This window comes from Shinella yambaruensis (assembly GCF_022899355.1).
Lineage (GTDB): Bacteria > Pseudomonadota > Alphaproteobacteria > Rhizobiales > Rhizobiaceae > Shinella > Shinella yambaruensis.
Window position 1 is genome coordinate 51,627 of the sequence record NZ_JALJCK010000016.1, and the last position, 16,830, is coordinate 68,456.

Consider the following 16,830-nt stretch of genomic DNA (forward strand, 5'->3'; position numbering starts at 1 on the left):
CCTCCTTCCGCTTCAGCATCCCTGGCTTTCGCCATCGGAAAGGAACGGTTTCCGGATGAAGACGCTCGCTCGGGAAGCTGCTCCGGAGACGGCCATCGTTCGGCGACCTCCTGCGCGCGGTCAAAGCCGTTGCGGTCGCCCGGCATCCGGATATCGGTGAACGTCAGAACGAAAGCGGCCCGATGCCATTCCAACCGGGCGATGGACTTCACGACATCCGTTGCTTCGAGCGCACGAAACCCCGCATCCTACAGGCTGAGGACGCCGTCTAGCTACAGCGAACAACCGGATTGGTTTCATCGAGGTCAAACGATCTGCTTGATGAAGCTCTCCAACATGGTTTTCAGGCGCTGGGCATCCTCGTTGCCATAGCTGTCCTCGACCTTGGCCTCATGCTCCTCGACCCGCTTGTTTTGCGACGCAAGCATCGCGGCGCCTTTGTCGGACAGGAACATGCGGACCTTGCGACGATCCGCCGGATCCGGAACCCGGTAGACCAGAGCGTCCTGCACCATGCGATCGACCAGCTTTGTCAGCGTCGGCAGATTTAGCGCCAACTCCTCCGCGAGCTTGCCCATCGGCAAGCCGCCTGATTCCGAAAGAACCTTCATCAGTCGCCACTGGTCCAGCGACACGCCCTCGGCCGTCAACTGCCGGCTCAGATGGCGATTTGCCTGGGCAAGCAGATGCGAAAGATGTTCGTTGAGCGAGCGTTCGGCCATGATTCTTTAATCAGCAATTGTTTAATCGGAAACTGTATATATAGTGCTTCTGTCCTGCCGCATAGGCTGGCGCCAACGAAAACAAAACATTCACAATCCGGCATTGCGGAGCGTGTGTCTGGGGTGGAGCGAAAAACAAAAAGGGGAGAATGCCGTGACGCTCGATTTCGCCCTGGCCGGTGGCGCCCGCAGCATATGGATGCGCGGCCCGACCTCCTCGCGTCTGCCAAAGGCTCCCCGGGGTTCGTTTCCGTTTTCGCAAAACGCGCGTGGACACAAAGCGTTCGCGTCGCGCAAGCGTGAGCCCATCCGGATCGGGCTGCTGGTTCCCTTTCAGGGCGCGGATGCGATCTGGGGGCCATCCTGCCAGTACAGCGCCGTTCTCGCGGCGGCGGAGCTCAACGAAAAAGGCGGCATACTTGGCCGGCAGATAGAGCTTCTGGCGGCCGACGCCGGCGGCAGCCCGCAAGCCGTTGTCGAGCGCGCCCGCGACCTTGTCGAGCGCCAGGGCGCCAATGCGTTGATCGGCGTCCACCTCTCCTCCGTCAGGGTCGAACTCGCCCGTGCGCTGGCCGACCGTGTGCCCTATGTCTTCGCGCCGCTCTTTGAAGGCGGCACGGAAAGCGAGAAGGTCTTCAGCATAGGCGAGGTGCCCGAAAGGCAGTTTTCAGGTCCTGTCAGCCATTTCATGGACAATCAGGCGGCCAGGCGCTGGTTTCTGGTCGGCAATGATTACGTTTGGCCCAGGGCTTCGCACAACTGGGTGCGCGATTTCGTTCTGGGGCGTGGTGGAGCGGTCGTCGGCGAGGAGTATGTCGGGCTTGGCTATGACACGACCCACCTTGTCGATATGATCGAGGCGGCCAATCCCGATATCGTTTTCCTCTCGCTTGTCGGTTCGGAATGCGTGCCGTTCAACCGCATGTTTGCCGAACGCGGCCTTTCCCGCCATATCCTGCGCCTGTCGGGCGCTGTCGAGGAAAATACGCTGATGGCGATTGGCGCGGACAATACCGAGAACCTGTTTTGTGCCGCAGGCTATTTCAGTGCGTTGCAGACGCCGGAGAACCACACCTTTCTCAAACGCTATCGGGATGCTTTTGGCGTAACGGCGCCCGTGCAGGGCGTGTTGAGCGAAGCCTGCTATGAAGGCCTTCGCTTCTTCGGCGCCCTGGCAACCCGCGCGCAGTCGCTCGAAATCGATGCCCTGTCGCAGGCCTTCGAAGGCTTGAGCTTCGAAAGCCCGCGCGGCGTAACCACGGTTCGAAACGGCGTCGCCTCCGGGCCGACCTATCTCGCCCGCGCCGAAGGCACGGAGTTCGAAGTCTTGCGCAGCTTCGACAACGCCTGATCCGGAATTTCCGAGCTTCGATAAATAGATAGCACAGGTTCATCCCGCGATTCCGGACCGCGCTTGAAAAGCGTGCGCCGCATCTTCCCCATCCGGCTGTTTTGAAAGCGCTTTCCAGCTTTGCCAAAGGGCTGCGGAAGGCAAAGCCTGTCGCCTTATAAAAATACTTGAAAAAGAAAATATTGAATATATAAACATATTGACCGCATGAAATCCTCCTGCCCGCTTCCTTCCGGTTCGGGCCTGGCCTGCAGGCTTCCGCCTGCCGGAGCGAATTCGTGCGCCTATCCGGAGCTATAAAAGAGGGTGAACTCATGAAAATCAGCAGACGCCTGTTTCTCGGCGGCACGGCCGCTGCCCTGACCGCACCGTGGGTCAATCGGAGCTTTGCGGCCGACGACATCACGATCGCAAGCATCTACGATCTTTCCGGCGGTCTCGAGATCTACGGCCAGCCGTTCGACGCCTGCCTCGATCTTGCCGTTTCCGAACTGAACGAGGCCGGCGGCCTGCTCGGTCGCCAGATCAAGGTCCAGAAGTACGATCCGCAATCCAACATCCAGCTCTATACGCAGTTTGCGACGGAAGCTGCAACGAGCCTGCAGGCTGCAACGGTCTTCGGCGGCATCACCAGCGCCTCCCGCGAAGCCATCCGGCCGATTCTCGGCCGGTACCAGACGCTCTATTTCTATTCGCCGCTCTACGAGGGCGGTGTCTGCGACCGCAACACCTTCCTGACGGGATCGACCCCTTCGCAGACGATCGGCCAGCTGATGCCCTTTGCCGTCAAGAACTTCGGCAAGAAGGTCTATGTTCTGGCAGCGGATTACAATTACGGTCAGATTTCCGCCAAGTGGGTACGCGACTTTACCGCGCAAGCTGGCGGCGAAGTCATTGCCGCCGAATTCTTCCCGCTCGACGTCACGGATTTCAGCGCGGCGATCCAGAAGATTCAGCGCGAAAAGCCCGACGTGATCTATACGCTCCTGGTGGGCGGCAACCACATGTCCTTCTTCCGCCAGTGGGCGGCGGCGGGCATGGCAGGCCAGATCCCGATCGTCTCCACGTCTTTCGGAGGCGGTAACGAGCACATCGTCCTTACACCCGCCGAATCCGATGGCGTCATGGCCGCGTTCGGCTACTTCCAGGAGATAAAGTCGCCGGCCAACGAGGCCTTCGTGAAACGCTACCACCAGAAGTTCGGAGACAAGGCGCCCTATGTGACCGAGCACGCCTCGGCGACCTACAACGCCGTCCACCATTGGGCAAACGGCGTCAGGAAGGCGAACTCCCTTGATCGCATGGCGGTCATAGAGGCGATCGAGAGCGGCTCGACGGTGGACGGCCCCGGCGGCTCCTCGACGATTGATCCCAAGACGCACCATTGCGCCACGGACGTCCATATCGGCCGGGTCAAGGACCACAGCTTCGAAATCCTCGAAAGCTTCGCGAACCAGCCGCCAGCCGACACGGCTGCCGTTTGCGACCTGGTCGCCAACCCGAACGACAACCAGCAATACGTCATCCAGTAGCCGCGGACGCATTGCCTCCCGGCGCGTGGCAGGCCGCGCACCGGGAGCCCATACGGGACAAATCCAGTGGACTATCTTCTTGTTGTGCTGCTCCAGATCGCTGGAGCCGTCGGCAATCTCGCGCTTGTCAGCGTCGGGCTTGCCGTCATCTTCGGCATGATGCGGGTCATCAACCTCGCCCATGGCGAGTTCATCATGCTCGGCGGCTTTGCCGCCATCTTCAGCGTGCAGGCCGGCATCAACATCTGGCTCGCCATGCTGGTGATCGCGCCGCTGAGCGTGGCCGTGCTCGGCGTGCTGGTCGAACGCCTTGTGATGCGACGTCTTTATGGCCGCATGGTCGACACCATGCTGGCAAGCTGGGGGCTGAGCCTGCTGCTCATCGGGCTCGCCACCACCTTCTTCGGCAATCGCGTCGTCGGCGTCGCCGCCCCGGTCGGAAGCTTCCGCATCGGTGAATACAGTCTCGGCGCGTATGATTTCGTGCTGGCCGGCATCGCCCTCGTCGTCTTTGCCGCGGGCTACGCGATATTGCGCTTCACCCGTGTCGGCCTAGTTGCCCGGGCAACCATGCAGAACCGGGAAATGGCCTCGTCCCTCGGCATCGAACCCTCGCGGGTCTACGCCGTCACCTTCGCGATCGGCTCCGCCCTCAGCGGCTTGGCGGGCGGGTTGCTTGCGCCGATATCCGGCGTCTTGCCCACGATGGGCGTCGCATATGTCGCCAAGGCCTTCATCACCGTCATCACCGGCGGCGCCAGCGTCATCACCGGCACGGCGCTGAGCTCGACCCTGCTTGGCAGCATAAACACGGTCTCCACCTTCATCACCACACCGGTTCTCGGCGACGTGGCCCTGCTTCTGGCTGCCACCATCTTCCTGCGCCTCCTGCCGACAGGCATCACCGGCCGCATCTTCAAGGGGGCACCATGACATTGTCCACGTTCTGCCGTGCCAGCGGCACACATGTCGCGCTCGCAGCCGTCGCCATGCTGGCAGCGATCGTCATCTTCCCGAAGGTTGCGCCGCTCTACACGCTCATCAACGTGACGCTCTACATGTCCATGGGCGTCTTTGCGCTGAGCCTTGCGCTTCTCTGGGGCTACGGCGGCATCCTTTGTTTCGGCCAGTCGGCCTTCTTCGGCCTCGGCGCCTATGCCTATGCCATTGCCGCCATCAACTTCGGCGACACAACGCTGGCATCTGCGTTCGCCATCGGGATTCCTGCCCTTTTTGCCGCCGGCCTCGGTTATTTCCTGTTCTATGGCCGTCTCAGCGATGTCTATCTCGGTGTCATCACACTCACCGTCACGCTCATCCTGTTCAAGCTGATCAACAGCACCGGCGGCGACGCCTGGCGGATCGGCGAGGCGCGGCTCGGCGGCTTCAACGGCATTCCCAACACGCCGCTGCTGACAATGCCGTTCACCGGCATCCCGCTATCCCCTGCAAACCTGTTCACGCTCGCCTGCATCGCCCTGTTTGCAACCTATGCCCTTTGCAAGAGGCTGATCACCACCCGCTTCGGCCGCGCCGTGATTGCCGTGCGGGAAAACGAGGTGCGGGCGGAACTGCTCGGCTACAATGCCAGGCGCCTGAAGCTCGCCATCTTCGTCATCTCCGCGGGCATTGCGGGGCTGGCCGGATTGCTGTTCGCCAACTCCGTCTTTGTCAGCCCGACCATGTTCAGCCTTTCCATGGCCGCGCAGGTGCTGATCTGGGTCGTGGTCGGCGGCCTTGGCACGCTCTTCGGCCCAGTCGCGGCCTGCTTCGCCCTGCAAATCGCGGCGGCGGCACTCGGCAAGCTCGGCCTTATCGACCCCAACATCGTGCTCGGGCTGGTGCTGGTCGTCTTCGTGGTCTTCGTACCGGGCGGCATCCAGCCGGCCCTCGCCGCGCTCCTTGCCCGCATCCTCACCCCGCCCCGCGGGTCCCCGGGACATATGCGCGAGGAGGCCGCACGATGAGCGTCCATCTCCTCGAAGCGCGGGATGTCGCCATGCATTTCGGCGGCGTAAAGGCACTCGACGGCGTGGATTTCCGCCTGAAGAAGGGCGAGCTGCGCTGCCTTCTCGGCCCCAACGGCGCCGGCAAGAGCACCTTCTTCCGCTGCCTCACCGGTACCCACAAGCCAACCCGGGGGCATATCCTCTTCAAAGGCACCGATATTGCCGGCAAGGAGCGGCATGACATCGCCCGTGCCGGCATCGGGGTGAAGACCCAGGTGCCCAGCCTGTTCGATGGCCTCACCACCCACGAGAACCTTTGGCTTGCGCTCCGCACGGTTCGGAACGCTGTCGCACGGGAGGAGAAGATCGCCGATGTGATGGAGCGGGTGGGCATTTCACCGCTGCGGGACAACGTACTCGGGCGCATGGCCCATGGACAGCGCCAGCTCGTGGAACTGGCGATGGTTGTCGCCAGCGATCCGGACCTCGTGCTGCTCGACGAACCGGCCGCCGGCATGACCGACGGCGAGGTGGAGCGCCTCGCCTCCATCATTCGCGATCTGAACCGCACCCATACCGTCGTGGTCGTGGAGCATGACATGCACTTCATTCGTATGATCGCGGACCAGGTCACCGTCTTCCATCAGGGCCGCATCCTGGCGGAAGGCCATGTCGAAAGCATCCTTGCGAACCAGACCGTCCGGGACGTCTATCTGGGGAAAAAACATGGCGCCTGATCTCCTGACGGCCGAGAACCTTCAGTCCGGCTATGGCCGCATTCCGATCCTCTTCGGGATCAGCCTGTCGATTGCGGAAGGCGAGTTCATCGGCATTCTCGGCCATAACGGCATGGGCAAATCAACGCTGCTGCGCACGCTGATGGGCCACATCGTCCCGACCGGCGGCAGCATCCATCTCGCCGGTCGCGACGTGACCAGAGCCTCTCCCGCCGCTCGCTCCCGCGCCGGCATCGGCTATGTCCCGCAAGGGCGCCAGATATTCCCGGCGCTCTCCGTAATGGACAATCTGCGCGTCGGCGCCGCCCACCAGAGCCCGAAACAGGCCAAGGCGATCATCGATCAGGTGATCGAGGACCTGCCGCGGCTGAAGCCGATCCTGTCGCGTGCCGGCGGGGTGCTCTCCGGGGGCGAGCAGCAGATCCTCGCCCTTGCCCGCTGCCTGTGCGCCCATCCCAAGCTGATCCTGCTCGACGAGCCGACCGAGGGCATTCAGCCGTCCATCATCGAGGAAATGAAGGACACGCTGAAGGCCCTCGCCCGCTCGCGCAACCTTTCGATCCTGCTCGTGGAGCAGAACCTCGAATTCATCAGCGATCTCGCCACCCGCGTCCTCGTCATCAAGCGCGGCCAGCTCTCCGGCGAGATCGACCCCGCCAAACTGCACGACGCCGATCTGGCGGGCGAATTCCTGCCCGCCTGATCTCCTTCAACACCCAGAAAACGAGGGTCATCATGATCACCATCACCGCCGTCATCCGCGCCCGCAAGGGCTATGAGCAGACCATGGCCCAGGCCCTGCTCGAAGTCGCCGAGCATGTGCGCGCCAACGAGCCGGACACGATCGGCTTCCATATTTCCCAGGATGCGCAGGATCCCTGCCTGTTTGCCACATACGAGCGCTTTGTCGATCGCGCCGCGATGGACCTGCACAACAATTCCGACGTCGTCGCCCGCTTCTTCGGCATCGCAAAGCCGATCCTCGACGGTGAGGTCATCCTGATCACCGCCAACGAAATTTCCGCCAAGGCCTGAACATCGACGAGGGGAACAAAGTATCATGAACGCACCAGTAACTCTCCAGCGCCTTGGCGCGGATGCTGCCCGCTTCGTGGCGAAGGAAAAGAAGCTCTATATCGACGGCACGTGGGTTCCGGCCATGGAAGGTGGCACCATCGATGTCATCGACCCCGCGACCGGCAAGGCCTTCGATCGTGTCCCGGAGGGCAAGGCCGCCGATATCGACCGCGCCGTTGCCGCCGCCCGCAAGGCGTTCGATGACGGCCCATGGGCCAACATGACGCCGGCCGACCGCGGAAAGCTCGTCTGGAAGCTCGGCGATCTCGTCGAAAGGCATGCGGACGAACTGGCGGAGCTCGAGGCGCTGGACAATGGCAAGCCGGTGACGGACGCCAGGAACGGCGACGTTGCCTTCTCTTACGAGCTGCTGCGCTACATGGCCGGCTGGAGCACGAAAATCTGCGGCCAGACCATCCCGCTGTCGGCTGGCGCTCCGTTCCATGCCTATACGCTGCGGGAACCCGTAGGTGTCTGCGGACAGATCGTGCCGTGGAATTTCTCCTTCATGATGGCTGTCTGGAAAGTGGCCCCGGCGCTTGCTGCGGGCTGCACCATCGTCCTCAAGCCGGCCGAGCAGACGCCGCTGACGGCCCTGCGTCTTGCCGAACTCGTCGAGGAGGCCGGTTTCCCCGCTGGCGTTTTCAACGTGGTGACAGGCTATGGCGAAACGGCAGGCGCGGCCCTCGCCGCCCATCCCGATGTCGACAAGGTCGCCTTCACCGGTTCCACCGAAGTTGGCAAGAAGATCCTCGACGCGGCCAAGGGAAACCTGAAGAAGGTCTCGCTCGAGCTCGGAGGCAAGTCGCCGATGATCGTCTTTGCCGACGCCGACCCGGCTGTTGCAATCCCCGCCATTGCCTACGGCATCTTCTACAATATGGGGCAGACCTGCACCGCCGGAACCCGCCTGTACGTGCACAAGGACATCGCCGATACCATCTTGACCGGCCTTAAGGCCTTCGCCGAATCCATGTCGATCGGCGTCGGCCTCGATCCGAAGACCCAGATCGGGCCGCTTGTGTCCCAGGAGCAGTTTGACCGCGTCAGTGCATATGTGAAGGCAGGACTTGCCGATGGCGCCAAGCTCTATTGCGGCGGAAATCGCGCGGGAACGGAAGGATACTTCCTCGAACCGACGATCCTGACGGAAACCACCTCCGACATGTCTGTCGTCAAGGAAGAGATCTTCGGGCCGGTCCTCGTCGTTGCCACCTTCGACGATGACGATATCGACTCCGTCGTCAAGGAGGCCAACAACTCGATCTACGGATTGGCAGGCAGCGTTTTCACGCGCGACGTCAGCCGTGCCCACAAGGTCGCGAAGAAGCTGAAGGCGGGTACGGTCGGGGTCAACACCCACCACGTCATCGACCCCGCGCTTCCCTTCGGCGGCTTCAACCAGTCCGGCTGGGGGCGCGAGCAGGGCTATGAGGCCATTCTTCTCTATACCGAGGTGAAATCCGTCGGCATCGCGCTGTGACCACCCTGCGGCGTGGCGGCTTCAACCGCCGCGCCAACCCTTCCGGCATTGGAGCAAGAAGCGAAAACGCATGCACAACCTGACGATCAACGGCGAACGCCTTTGGCAGACGATCACGCAAACCGCCGCCTTCGGCGCCGGCCCGGATGGCGGCATCCGTCGCCTTACGCTTTCACCGGAAGACAAGAAGGTTCGCGACTGGCTTCGCGAACAGTGCGAAGCCATCGGCTGCAGCCTTAAAGTCGATACGGTCGGCAATATGTTTGCGACACGCCCCGGCACCAGGGAGCATGCACTGCCAATTGCCATGGGCAGCCATCTCGACACGCAGCCAACCGGGGGCAAGTTCGACGGAATTCTCGGCGTTCTTGCCGGGCTGGAAGTCCTGCGGACGTTGCACGACGCCGGTTATGAAACCGAGCATCCGGTGATGCTCATCAACTGGACGAACGAGGAAGGCGCTCGTTTCGCGCCCGCCATGCTCGGCTCCGGCGCGCATGCCGGCGTCTTCGACCAAGCCTTTGTGGACAGCCGCCTCGACACCGACGGCGTTTCCTTCGCCGAAGCCATCGAAACGATCGGCTACCGCGGCGAGACGCCCTTGGGAGAAACGTCCTTGGCCGCCATGTTCGAACTGCATATCGAGCAGGGGCCGGTTCTGGAACGGGAAGATATCGAGATCGGCGTCGTGACCGGCGTTCAGGCGATGCGTTGGTACGATCTTGTCATCACCGGTCAGGAAGCCCATGCCGGCTCCACACCGATGGACATGCGCTGCGATGCGCTCGCCGACGCAGCCGCGATTGTCCTTGGCGCCCAGGACATAGCCCGCAAGCTGGGCGGCATGGCGACGACGGGCCAGCTGTCGATCAACTCGCCCTCCCGGAACGTCATTCCCGGCACGCTGACCCTGAGCCTCGACCTGCGCCACGTCACAGACGGCGGGCTCGATTCACTGGAGATCGAAGTGACAGATCTCATCCGGAAGCAGTGCGGCAAGCGCGCGCATCTCCAGACGGTCTGGATCAGCCCGGCCGTGCATTTTGACGTGGATTGCATTGAAACGGTTCGGTGTGCCGCGGAACGGCTCGGAACCAGCAGGCGCGACATCGTCTCCGGCGCCGGCCATGACTCTGTCCATGTGTCGCGCATCGCGCCGACGACGATGATCTTTATTCCATGCAAGGACGGCCTCAGCCACAACCCAGCCGAAAGTGCACGGAAGGAACATTGCGTTTTGGGAGCCCAAGTGCTGCTCGAAAGCATCATTTTGCACCAGTCCTCCGCAGGCATCTGAAATTCCTTCGATCTCCTCCGTACCAGCCGATCAGTGGTCGGGCGCATGTCCAGCATCCGCGAGCGGCAGGGCGTATGCTATGATCTTCTGATCTGCCAGGCCCGGACCGAACCCGAGAACGCTTGACGCCGCCAGGTCGTGTGAAGGTTGCCTGCAAAAACCGAGGCCCTCATACAGCTTGCATGCCGCCGTCATGAACTCGGCAGTGTGCAGCGTGAGCGCATGTGCTCGATCTTGGCGGGCGCGCCCTATGCACCACGAACACAGTGCGCGACCGTAGCCATGCCCCTGTGCCGACGGTGCGACGGCCAATGTTCGCAGCCCTGCAACCCCCGAAGGCCAGCCCATTCCCTCATGCGACGCGTCTGCGTAGTAGGTGACCGTTCCGACGAGGCACCCTTGCATCTCGAGCACCGCAATGTCCGCCTGCCCCCACCGGCTCGCGAAATCGCATGAGTCCTTCAAATAGGGATCGAAGATGTGCGCCGGCAAAACTCCCCGATAGTGCGCGAAAGCATCAGCAACAAGAGCAGCCACGGCGTCAAGTTCCCGGCGCCCGGCAAGGCGTATCATACGTTCCGTGTCGATCATTTCGTGTCCTCGCTTGAGGTGAAGGGAAAGGCTGCTTTCCCTCAAGGCTTACGGCGCTCCGCCTTCCGCGACGTGTTCGGAGCAAAGCCGGCCAGGCTTGCATAACCGCGCACGACCTGCTCGCGTTCCTCGTAGGATGCGACCGCCTCGATATCGTCGAAACCGTCGGGTGCGCGCGCCTCGACGAGATCGATCACGCCTTCCGGCCCACCCCTGCGGTTCGACAGGACGATTTGTGATGTGGGCGGGCGGCGCTCGCTGTCATAGGCGCCGAGCGCGGCCTCGACGGTCCCGTGGGTTCGCAGATGCTCCGCCACGGACCGGGCGTCGAGGATGGCCTGGCTCGCGCCGTTCGAGCCGACGGGGTACATGGGATGGGCGGCATCTCCCAGCAGGGTGACGCGTCCGAACGACCAGCGCGGCAACGGCTCCCGGTCGCAATTGGAATATTCGTAGAACGCGCCAGTAGCGCGGATGATCCCGGCCGGATCGACGTAATCCAGGCGGAAGCGATCCCGTACGAACGGCAGGACCTGTGCGAGTTTCCCCGGCCGACTCCAGTCCCCGAGGGTGAAGCGCCCGGCCTGCGGCGCACGGCTGCGGGCCATCACGGCCCAGTTGGTGAGGCGCATGGCCGGATCGTCCGGATCCTTGCCGATCGGATAGAAGACGAATTTGGCATGGTTGCCGCCGGCGACTGCCATGATGCGGCCGTCCCGCCATTTCGGCCAGCGCGTGGCGCCGCGCCAAAGCATGACACCATTCCAGATGGGCGGACCTTCATCCGGGTAAAGCGTTGCGCGTACAGTCGAATGAATGCCGTCGGCGCCGATCAGCAGGTCACCGCCCGCCTGCAATGCCCTACCACCTTGCGACAGGTGAACGGTGACGCTCCGCTCGTCTTGCGCAAAGCCGTGCACGCGGCATCCCGTGCGGATGATCCCCTGCCCCAGCCGTTCGATGACGGCCTTGTGGATAAGGCCCAGCAGCCTGCCGCGATGGATGCTGACCTGCGGCACGGCATGACCGGCCTCGACCCCGCGCAACTCCTGCCAGACGACCTGGCCGAACCGATTCGCATAGATCAGCTCGCGCGTGCGGATTCCCGCTGCGTCGAGGTCGTCCATCAGCCCGAGTTCGGCCAGAAGGCCGACAGCATGCGGCAACATGTTGATGCCGACGCCCAGCTCCCGCACCGCATCCGCACGCTCGAAGATCTCCACCTCGACCCCGGCCCGGTGCAGGAAGAGGGCGGCCGTCAATCCACCGATACCGGCCCCCGCGATCAACGCCTTCATGGCCCTGCTCCCGGTTCGCGCTGCATGGCGACGGGTTCGGCAGTACCATGCCCATAGCGAGCTCCGATCCCCCGCAAAGCGCGGAGAAGATGGCGCGTGAACATCCAGCGCTCCGATCCTGCATTGCTACCAGGCTATGGGTATCGAACGCGTGCTCTGACGGAAATGACAGAAGTATCGTATTTTCTGCCAAGGCGCCGCCGAAACCCTGGCGGCGGCGATTTCCAGAAGTGTGCGTCGGCCACATGTCTAGCTGGGGGACATCCGGGCCTTAACGGATGCGTCGGCAACACCTCACCGATCAGCCCGGCACGGGCCAGTTCTCGCAGCGCTCGATCAGGACCGCGGGTGATATGCCCTCCAGGTCCAGGGCCGGGAGAAGATCGTTGTCGGCAATCAGGTCGCGGTTCATCGAGGATGAGAAGATGTTGATGCCGGCTTCGTGCAGAATGGCCGGCCGGCCGGCGATGCGGCCGAGCAGGCTGGTGGGCACGAGGCCGAAGGGCACGTCCTCATAGATGTAGCGGCTATCGACGGTCGCCGGGCCGAAGCCACCGCGCCCTTCCACATGCATCTGCTGGTTCATCTCGGACACGGTGCCCATCGGCACGTGGAAGGACAGGGAGAAGTGTTCCTGTACCGTGCGAACGGACAGGCCGAAGCTCTCGGCGATCCTCAGCCGTTCGAGGTCGAGCGCCTCGATGAGCCGCCCGACGGCGGGCGTGACGTTTTCACCCTGGCCCCATTTTTCGCCCTTTTCCATACGGGTCAGGTTGAGAAGCGCGATGCCGAGGTGGTTCTGCGGATTGAGGTTTGAAAGCGCGATGGCGAGGAGGCCGTCGCGGATGACAAACCGGTCGCCGAAGAGCTCTGTGCAAAGCGCCTTACCCATCTCGGCTTCGGACTTCGGCAATGTCGCCACATCGACCTTCTGGCGCACGGAATTGACCGCAACGCTGGTGCCGTCCGGCTGCTGGCGGCCGGTCAGGAGCGTCGTGCCCCAGACGACGATGGGCAGGCGCACGCCACGTTCGGCGAGACGCCCGGCAAGGTACAATGCGCCGAAGGAGCTGTGCGAGCTGATGATGACGGGCTGTCCGGAAACAAGGTGAGGAACGGCGGCGTCGAAGACATGACGGTGGCCGTTGGCGGGCAGGGCGACGACCACCGCATCCACGCCCTTGACCGCGTCGGCGCAGTCGCGGGCGACCGCAACCGTTCCGGAGAATTCGACCGCGCCTGTAGCGGTCAGCGGCGCGCCTTCCGCGAGCTTGCGGGTGCGCTCCCCCGAGGGAGACCACAGGACGGGCTGGTGTCCAGCCCTGGCCAGGAAAGCCGCCATGCCGAAAGCGATCGCGCCCGCGCCGAGAATTCCAATCCGCATCGATTATCTCCCTGTTCGTTTCGAGCGCCGGGCAAGGCTGCCACCGGCACCGTTTGGCCAAAGGTTTCCCTGCCGATATGGCAGCCGGGGTGTATTTTCTACAAAAACACCAGACAAAAAAATCTTGTGTTTTGTCACTAGCGCACAGAATGCGTTTTATGCACAGTAGAATTGTCATAATGCAAGGAATGCATGATACCCATGGAAGTCCGCGACCTCGAGGCATTTCTGGCAGTCATGTCCACCGGCAGCATCACCGCTGCCGCCCGGCTGCTCGATCGCTCGCAGTCGCAGGTGACGCGCCTCATCCAGGATCTCGAGACATCGCTGGGCTTTCCGCTGTTCGAGCGCAACGGTCCCAAGATCACGCCGACGGACGAAGGGGTCGCCTTTCATGACGATGCCGAGCGCTTCTTCAGCGGCATCGGCCACCTGCGCGACCGGGCCAAGGCGATTGCCAGCCGCGAGCCAGAACCGATCGAGATCGCCGCGACGCCGGCCTTCGCAAGCGGCATCATTCCGCTCGCTCTCGCCGAATTGCCCGCGGAGCGGCTTCCCCGCACCATGCAGCTGCGCAGCATGCCGGCGGAAGCCGCCATCCAGTCGGTGCTCGGCCGCACCGCGGATTTCTGCGTGACGTCACTGCCGGCCGACCAGCCGGGCCTGGAAGTGCAGGGTTTCTTCGAGGGGCGCTGCGTCGCTGCCGTCGCCCATCACGATCCGCTGGCGAAAAAGCCCGTCATTTCCATCGCCGACCTTGCCGATCGTACACTCGTGACGATGGCGAACCCGTTCCGCCTGCGCCACCGGGTCGATCAGGCGCTCAAGGCGGCGAATGTCCGCCCCGCCCGCGTCATCGCGACCAACGCGACGATGAACGCCGTGCAGATCGCCTCGACCGGGCTCGGCATTGCCGTAATCGAGCCCGCCACGGCCTACGGCCTGCAGTCGGCGCCCGTTGCGATCCGGCCGCTCGATGTCGATGTCCCGTTCCTCTGGGCGATTTTTTCCGCAACGGCGCGCCCGCTTTCGGCCGGCGCGCGCGCGCTCATCCGGCAGATCGTGGATGTCGCATCCAGACGTATTCCGGATCTCGTCATCCATGACCCGCGCCAGATGGCGCGCATCGCAGACCGCACGTTTTCCGGCCGCGCCGGCGACCCCGCTCCGGCCGGCGGCGATGCCCGCGACATGCCCGACGTGAATGAAAATGAGCCCGCAAAGACCAAAACAAGGAGAGAGTGACATGAAGGACTTTACCACAACGCGCCGCTCGACGCTGAAGCTGCTTGCCGCCGGCACCGGCATCCTTGCCGCTCCGGCCATTATCCGTCCGGCCTTTGCCCAGAGCAAGGTCGTCAACATCACGACCTACGACAAGTTCGTGCCCCAATCCTTCATCGACCAGTTCCAGAAGGATACCGGCATCGAAGTGCGCATCCGCCTCACCGACGACCAGGGCAAGCAGTACAATCTGCTGACCGCCGAGGGTGCGACGCCTTCCACCGACATCGTCACCGTCACCGGTCACCGCCTGTCGCAGTTCCTGAACTCGAACCTGCTTTCGGCGCTCGATACCGGCCGCCTGAAGAACTGGGACAAGCTCGCCGCCGCCTACAAGGGCGCGCCGCAGCTCACCATCGACGGCACCACCTACGGCCTGCCGCTGCTTGCCGGCTATGAAGGCCTGGCGCGCAACACCGAATATACCAAGGAGACCGATACCTGGGGCCTCATGTTCGAGGACGAGTTCAAGGGACTTACCTCCTATATCATCACCGACTTCCTCTCGATCGTCATGACCTACCAGGGCAATGACGGCGACTACGTGACCTATGGCGACAAGCCGGATGTCGCGCAGACCGCCACCAACCAGGCCCGCGACTTCCTGATCCAGCACAAGGACAAGGTGCGCAAGTATTACGACGCCGGCTCCGAGGTGCAGCAGATGTTCCTCAACGAGGACATCTATCTGGCACAGGTCTGGTCCGGCCCGGCCGCCAAGCTCATCATGGACGGCCACCCGATCGAGATCTCGGTGCCGAAGGAAGGCACCTATGGCTTCCTCTACTCGTTCAACGTCGTCAACAACGCGCCGAATGCGGACGCCGCCTATACCTTCCTCGACGCGATCCTTTCCTCTCCGGAAATCGGTGCGGCGATGACCCGCCAGTCCGGCTTCGCCTCGGCGTTCGCAGGCGTCAACGACGTGCTGGACGATCGTGAGCGTGCAGCCCTTTCGCTGCCCGACGAGCAGGCCCAGCGCATCCAGTTCTTCAGCTCCGTCAACCGCGACATGAAGAACGAGATGATCGACAAGGCCGCCGCCGAGATCAAGGCGGCCTGATCCTGACGACAGGCGCGGCCAGGTCTTCGGCCGGCCGCGCATGGGCATCCTTCGAAGCCGGGAACGACGAGAATGGTGGATACGACGATGCAGCCCCGAACCGTCACCTCGACGGCGCCGCCGCGCTACGCCGGATGGATCGGCAGGACGGTCAATTCGGCCCTTTACCGCAATACGATCGGGCTTCTGGCCAGCAACCGCTGGGTCCGGCTCGCCGTGCTGGCGGGCGTGCCGCTCATTTGGATCGCCGCGTTGCATCTCGGCCCCATTCTGCAGATGGCCAATATCAGCTTCCTCGCCAACTACCCGCCCCGGCCGGGCGTGGACAGCGGATACACGCTGGAGAACTACGGCTTCTTCTTCTCCGACCGGCTCTATTTCATGCCGTTCGTGCGCAGCCTCATCTTCGCGGCCGTCGTGACGGTCTCGACGCTGGTGATCGTCTATCCGGTCGCCTACTACGTCGCAAAAGTGGTGAAGCCGAAGAACCGGATGCGCGCGCTGCTGCTGCTGCTCATTCCGTTCTGGGCCGGCGAGCTGATCCGGACCTTCTCGGTCATCATGCTGCTTGCAAACCGCGGCGCCGTGAACGTGCTGCTGCGGGAGCTCGGCTTCATCGACCGGCCGATCCCGATGCTCTACACCTTCTTCTCGCTGAGCTTCGGCGTCGTCTACCTGCTGGCCCTCTACATGCTGCTGCCGCTCTATTCGGCGATCGAGAAAATCCCGACGCCGCTCATTCACGCCGCGTCCGACCTCGGCGCCGGGCCGTTCCAGCGCTTCCGCCGGGTCATCCTGCCGCTTTCCAAGGACGGCATCGTGTCGGGCTGCAGCCTCGTCTACCTCACCACCATCGGCGTCTTCGCGGCGCCCCTGCTGCTTGGCGGACCGAACGCGGTCATCTTCCCGGAGGTCATCGCCACGCTCTTCCACGGTTCGAACGACAAATGGCCGGAAGGCGCCGCCTTCTCGATGCTGATGCTCGCCGTCTCGCTGACGACGGTCGGGCTCTTCATGCGGATCGTCGGCGGACGCTCCGTCAGGCTGATGTGAGGAGAGGAT

16 protein-coding genes are annotated in these 16,830 nt (G+C 63.1%); 12 read left to right on the forward strand and 4 right to left on the reverse strand.

Annotated features, from left to right (window positions below; all coding sequences use genetic code 11):
- Positions 1-305: 305 nt before the first annotated feature.
- Positions 306-722, reverse strand: coding sequence for a MarR family winged helix-turn-helix transcriptional regulator (locus tag MUU56_RS28345; RefSeq protein WP_244770630.1), 417 nt, complete (start codon positions 720-722; stop codon positions 306-308).
- A gap of 154 nt (positions 723-876) precedes the next feature.
- Between MUU56_RS28345 and MUU56_RS28350 the strand changes: the two genes are divergently transcribed.
- The 9 genes from MUU56_RS28350 (at position 877) to MUU56_RS28390 (ending at position 10,148) form a co-directional block, all read left to right on the forward strand.
- On the forward strand, positions 877-2,073 hold the full coding sequence (locus tag MUU56_RS28350) for a substrate-binding domain-containing protein (RefSeq protein ID WP_244770631.1): 1,197 nt from the start codon (positions 877-879) through the stop codon (positions 2,071-2,073).
- A 314-nt stretch (positions 2,074-2,387) separates the two neighbouring features.
- On the forward strand, positions 2,388-3,605 hold the full coding sequence (locus MUU56_RS28355) for an urea ABC transporter substrate-binding protein (RefSeq protein ID WP_244770632.1): 1,218 nt from the start codon (positions 2,388-2,390) through the stop codon (positions 3,603-3,605).
- A gap of 66 nt (positions 3,606-3,671) precedes the next feature.
- Positions 3,672-4,538 (forward strand): branched-chain amino acid ABC transporter permease, encoded by an 867-nt coding sequence (locus MUU56_RS28360; RefSeq protein ID WP_244770633.1) that lies wholly within the window; start codon positions 3,672-3,674, stop codon positions 4,536-4,538.
- Positions 4,535-5,572: an ABC transporter permease subunit gene (locus MUU56_RS28365; RefSeq protein WP_244770634.1), complete on the forward strand. Its 1,038-nt coding sequence runs from the start codon at positions 4,535-4,537 to the stop codon at positions 5,570-5,572. Before MUU56_RS28360 ends, MUU56_RS28365 begins: the two co-directional genes overlap by 4 nt.
- The gene (locus MUU56_RS28370) at positions 5,569-6,291 is read left to right on the forward strand and encodes an ATP-binding cassette domain-containing protein (protein ID WP_244770635.1); all 723 of its coding nucleotides are present in this window, start codon (positions 5,569-5,571) and stop codon (positions 6,289-6,291) included. Before MUU56_RS28365 ends, MUU56_RS28370 begins: the two co-directional genes overlap by 4 nt.
- Positions 6,281-6,994 (forward strand): ABC transporter ATP-binding protein, encoded by a 714-nt coding sequence (locus tag MUU56_RS28375; RefSeq protein ID WP_244770636.1) that lies wholly within the window; start codon positions 6,281-6,283, stop codon positions 6,992-6,994. The genes MUU56_RS28370 and MUU56_RS28375 overlap by 11 nt, the downstream gene beginning before the upstream one ends.
- A 32-nt stretch (positions 6,995-7,026) precedes the next feature.
- On the forward strand, positions 7,027-7,326 hold the full coding sequence (locus MUU56_RS28380) for a putative quinol monooxygenase (protein WP_244770637.1): 300 nt from the start codon (positions 7,027-7,029) through the stop codon (positions 7,324-7,326).
- Between the two features lie 25 nt (positions 7,327-7,351).
- Positions 7,352-8,851, forward strand: coding sequence for an aldehyde dehydrogenase family protein (locus tag MUU56_RS28385; protein WP_244770638.1), 1,500 nt, complete (start codon positions 7,352-7,354; stop codon positions 8,849-8,851).
- A gap of 70 nt (positions 8,852-8,921) precedes the next feature.
- Positions 8,922-10,148 carry a M20 family metallo-hydrolase gene (locus MUU56_RS28390; protein ID WP_244770639.1) on the forward strand — a complete coding sequence of 409 codons (1,227 nt, stop codon included), beginning with the start codon at positions 8,922-8,924 and terminating at the stop codon, positions 10,146-10,148.
- Between the two features lie 30 nt (positions 10,149-10,178).
- Here MUU56_RS28390 and MUU56_RS28395 read toward each other — a convergent pair whose 3' ends face one another.
- The 3 genes from MUU56_RS28395 to MUU56_RS28405 all read right to left on the reverse strand — a co-directional run bounded on the left by MUU56_RS28395 (position 10,179) and on the right by MUU56_RS28405 (position 13,421).
- On the reverse strand, positions 10,179-10,739 hold the full coding sequence (locus MUU56_RS28395) for a GNAT family N-acetyltransferase (protein ID WP_244770640.1): 561 nt from the start codon (positions 10,737-10,739) through the stop codon (positions 10,179-10,181).
- 41 nt (positions 10,740-10,780) lie between these two features.
- Positions 10,781-12,037 carry a flavin-dependent oxidoreductase gene (locus tag MUU56_RS28400; protein WP_244770641.1) on the reverse strand — a complete coding sequence of 419 codons (1,257 nt, stop codon included), beginning with the start codon at positions 12,035-12,037 and terminating at the stop codon, positions 10,781-10,783.
- 301 nt (positions 12,038-12,338) lie between these two features.
- Positions 12,339-13,421 carry an NAD/NADP-dependent octopine/nopaline dehydrogenase family protein gene (locus tag MUU56_RS28405; protein WP_244770642.1) on the reverse strand — a complete coding sequence of 361 codons (1,083 nt, stop codon included), beginning with the start codon at positions 13,419-13,421 and terminating at the stop codon, positions 12,339-12,341.
- Between the two features lie 192 nt (positions 13,422-13,613).
- On the opposite strand from MUU56_RS28405, the gene MUU56_RS28410 reads away from it, so the two are divergent.
- From MUU56_RS28410 to MUU56_RS28420, 3 genes are all read left to right on the forward strand, one after another.
- Entirely contained in the window at positions 13,614-14,666 is a 1,053-nt protein-coding gene (locus MUU56_RS28410) for a LysR family transcriptional regulator (protein WP_244770643.1), read from the forward strand.
- A 1-nt stretch (position 14,667) separates the two neighbouring features.
- On the forward strand, positions 14,668-15,768 hold the full coding sequence (locus MUU56_RS28415; protein WP_244770644.1) for an extracellular solute-binding protein: 1,101 nt from the start codon (positions 14,668-14,670) through the stop codon (positions 15,766-15,768).
- Positions 15,769-15,840: 72 nt separating this feature from the next.
- Positions 15,841-16,821, forward strand: coding sequence for an ABC transporter permease (locus MUU56_RS28420; protein ID WP_244770645.1), 981 nt, complete (start codon positions 15,841-15,843; stop codon positions 16,819-16,821).
- Positions 16,822-16,830: the final 9 nt, after the last annotated feature.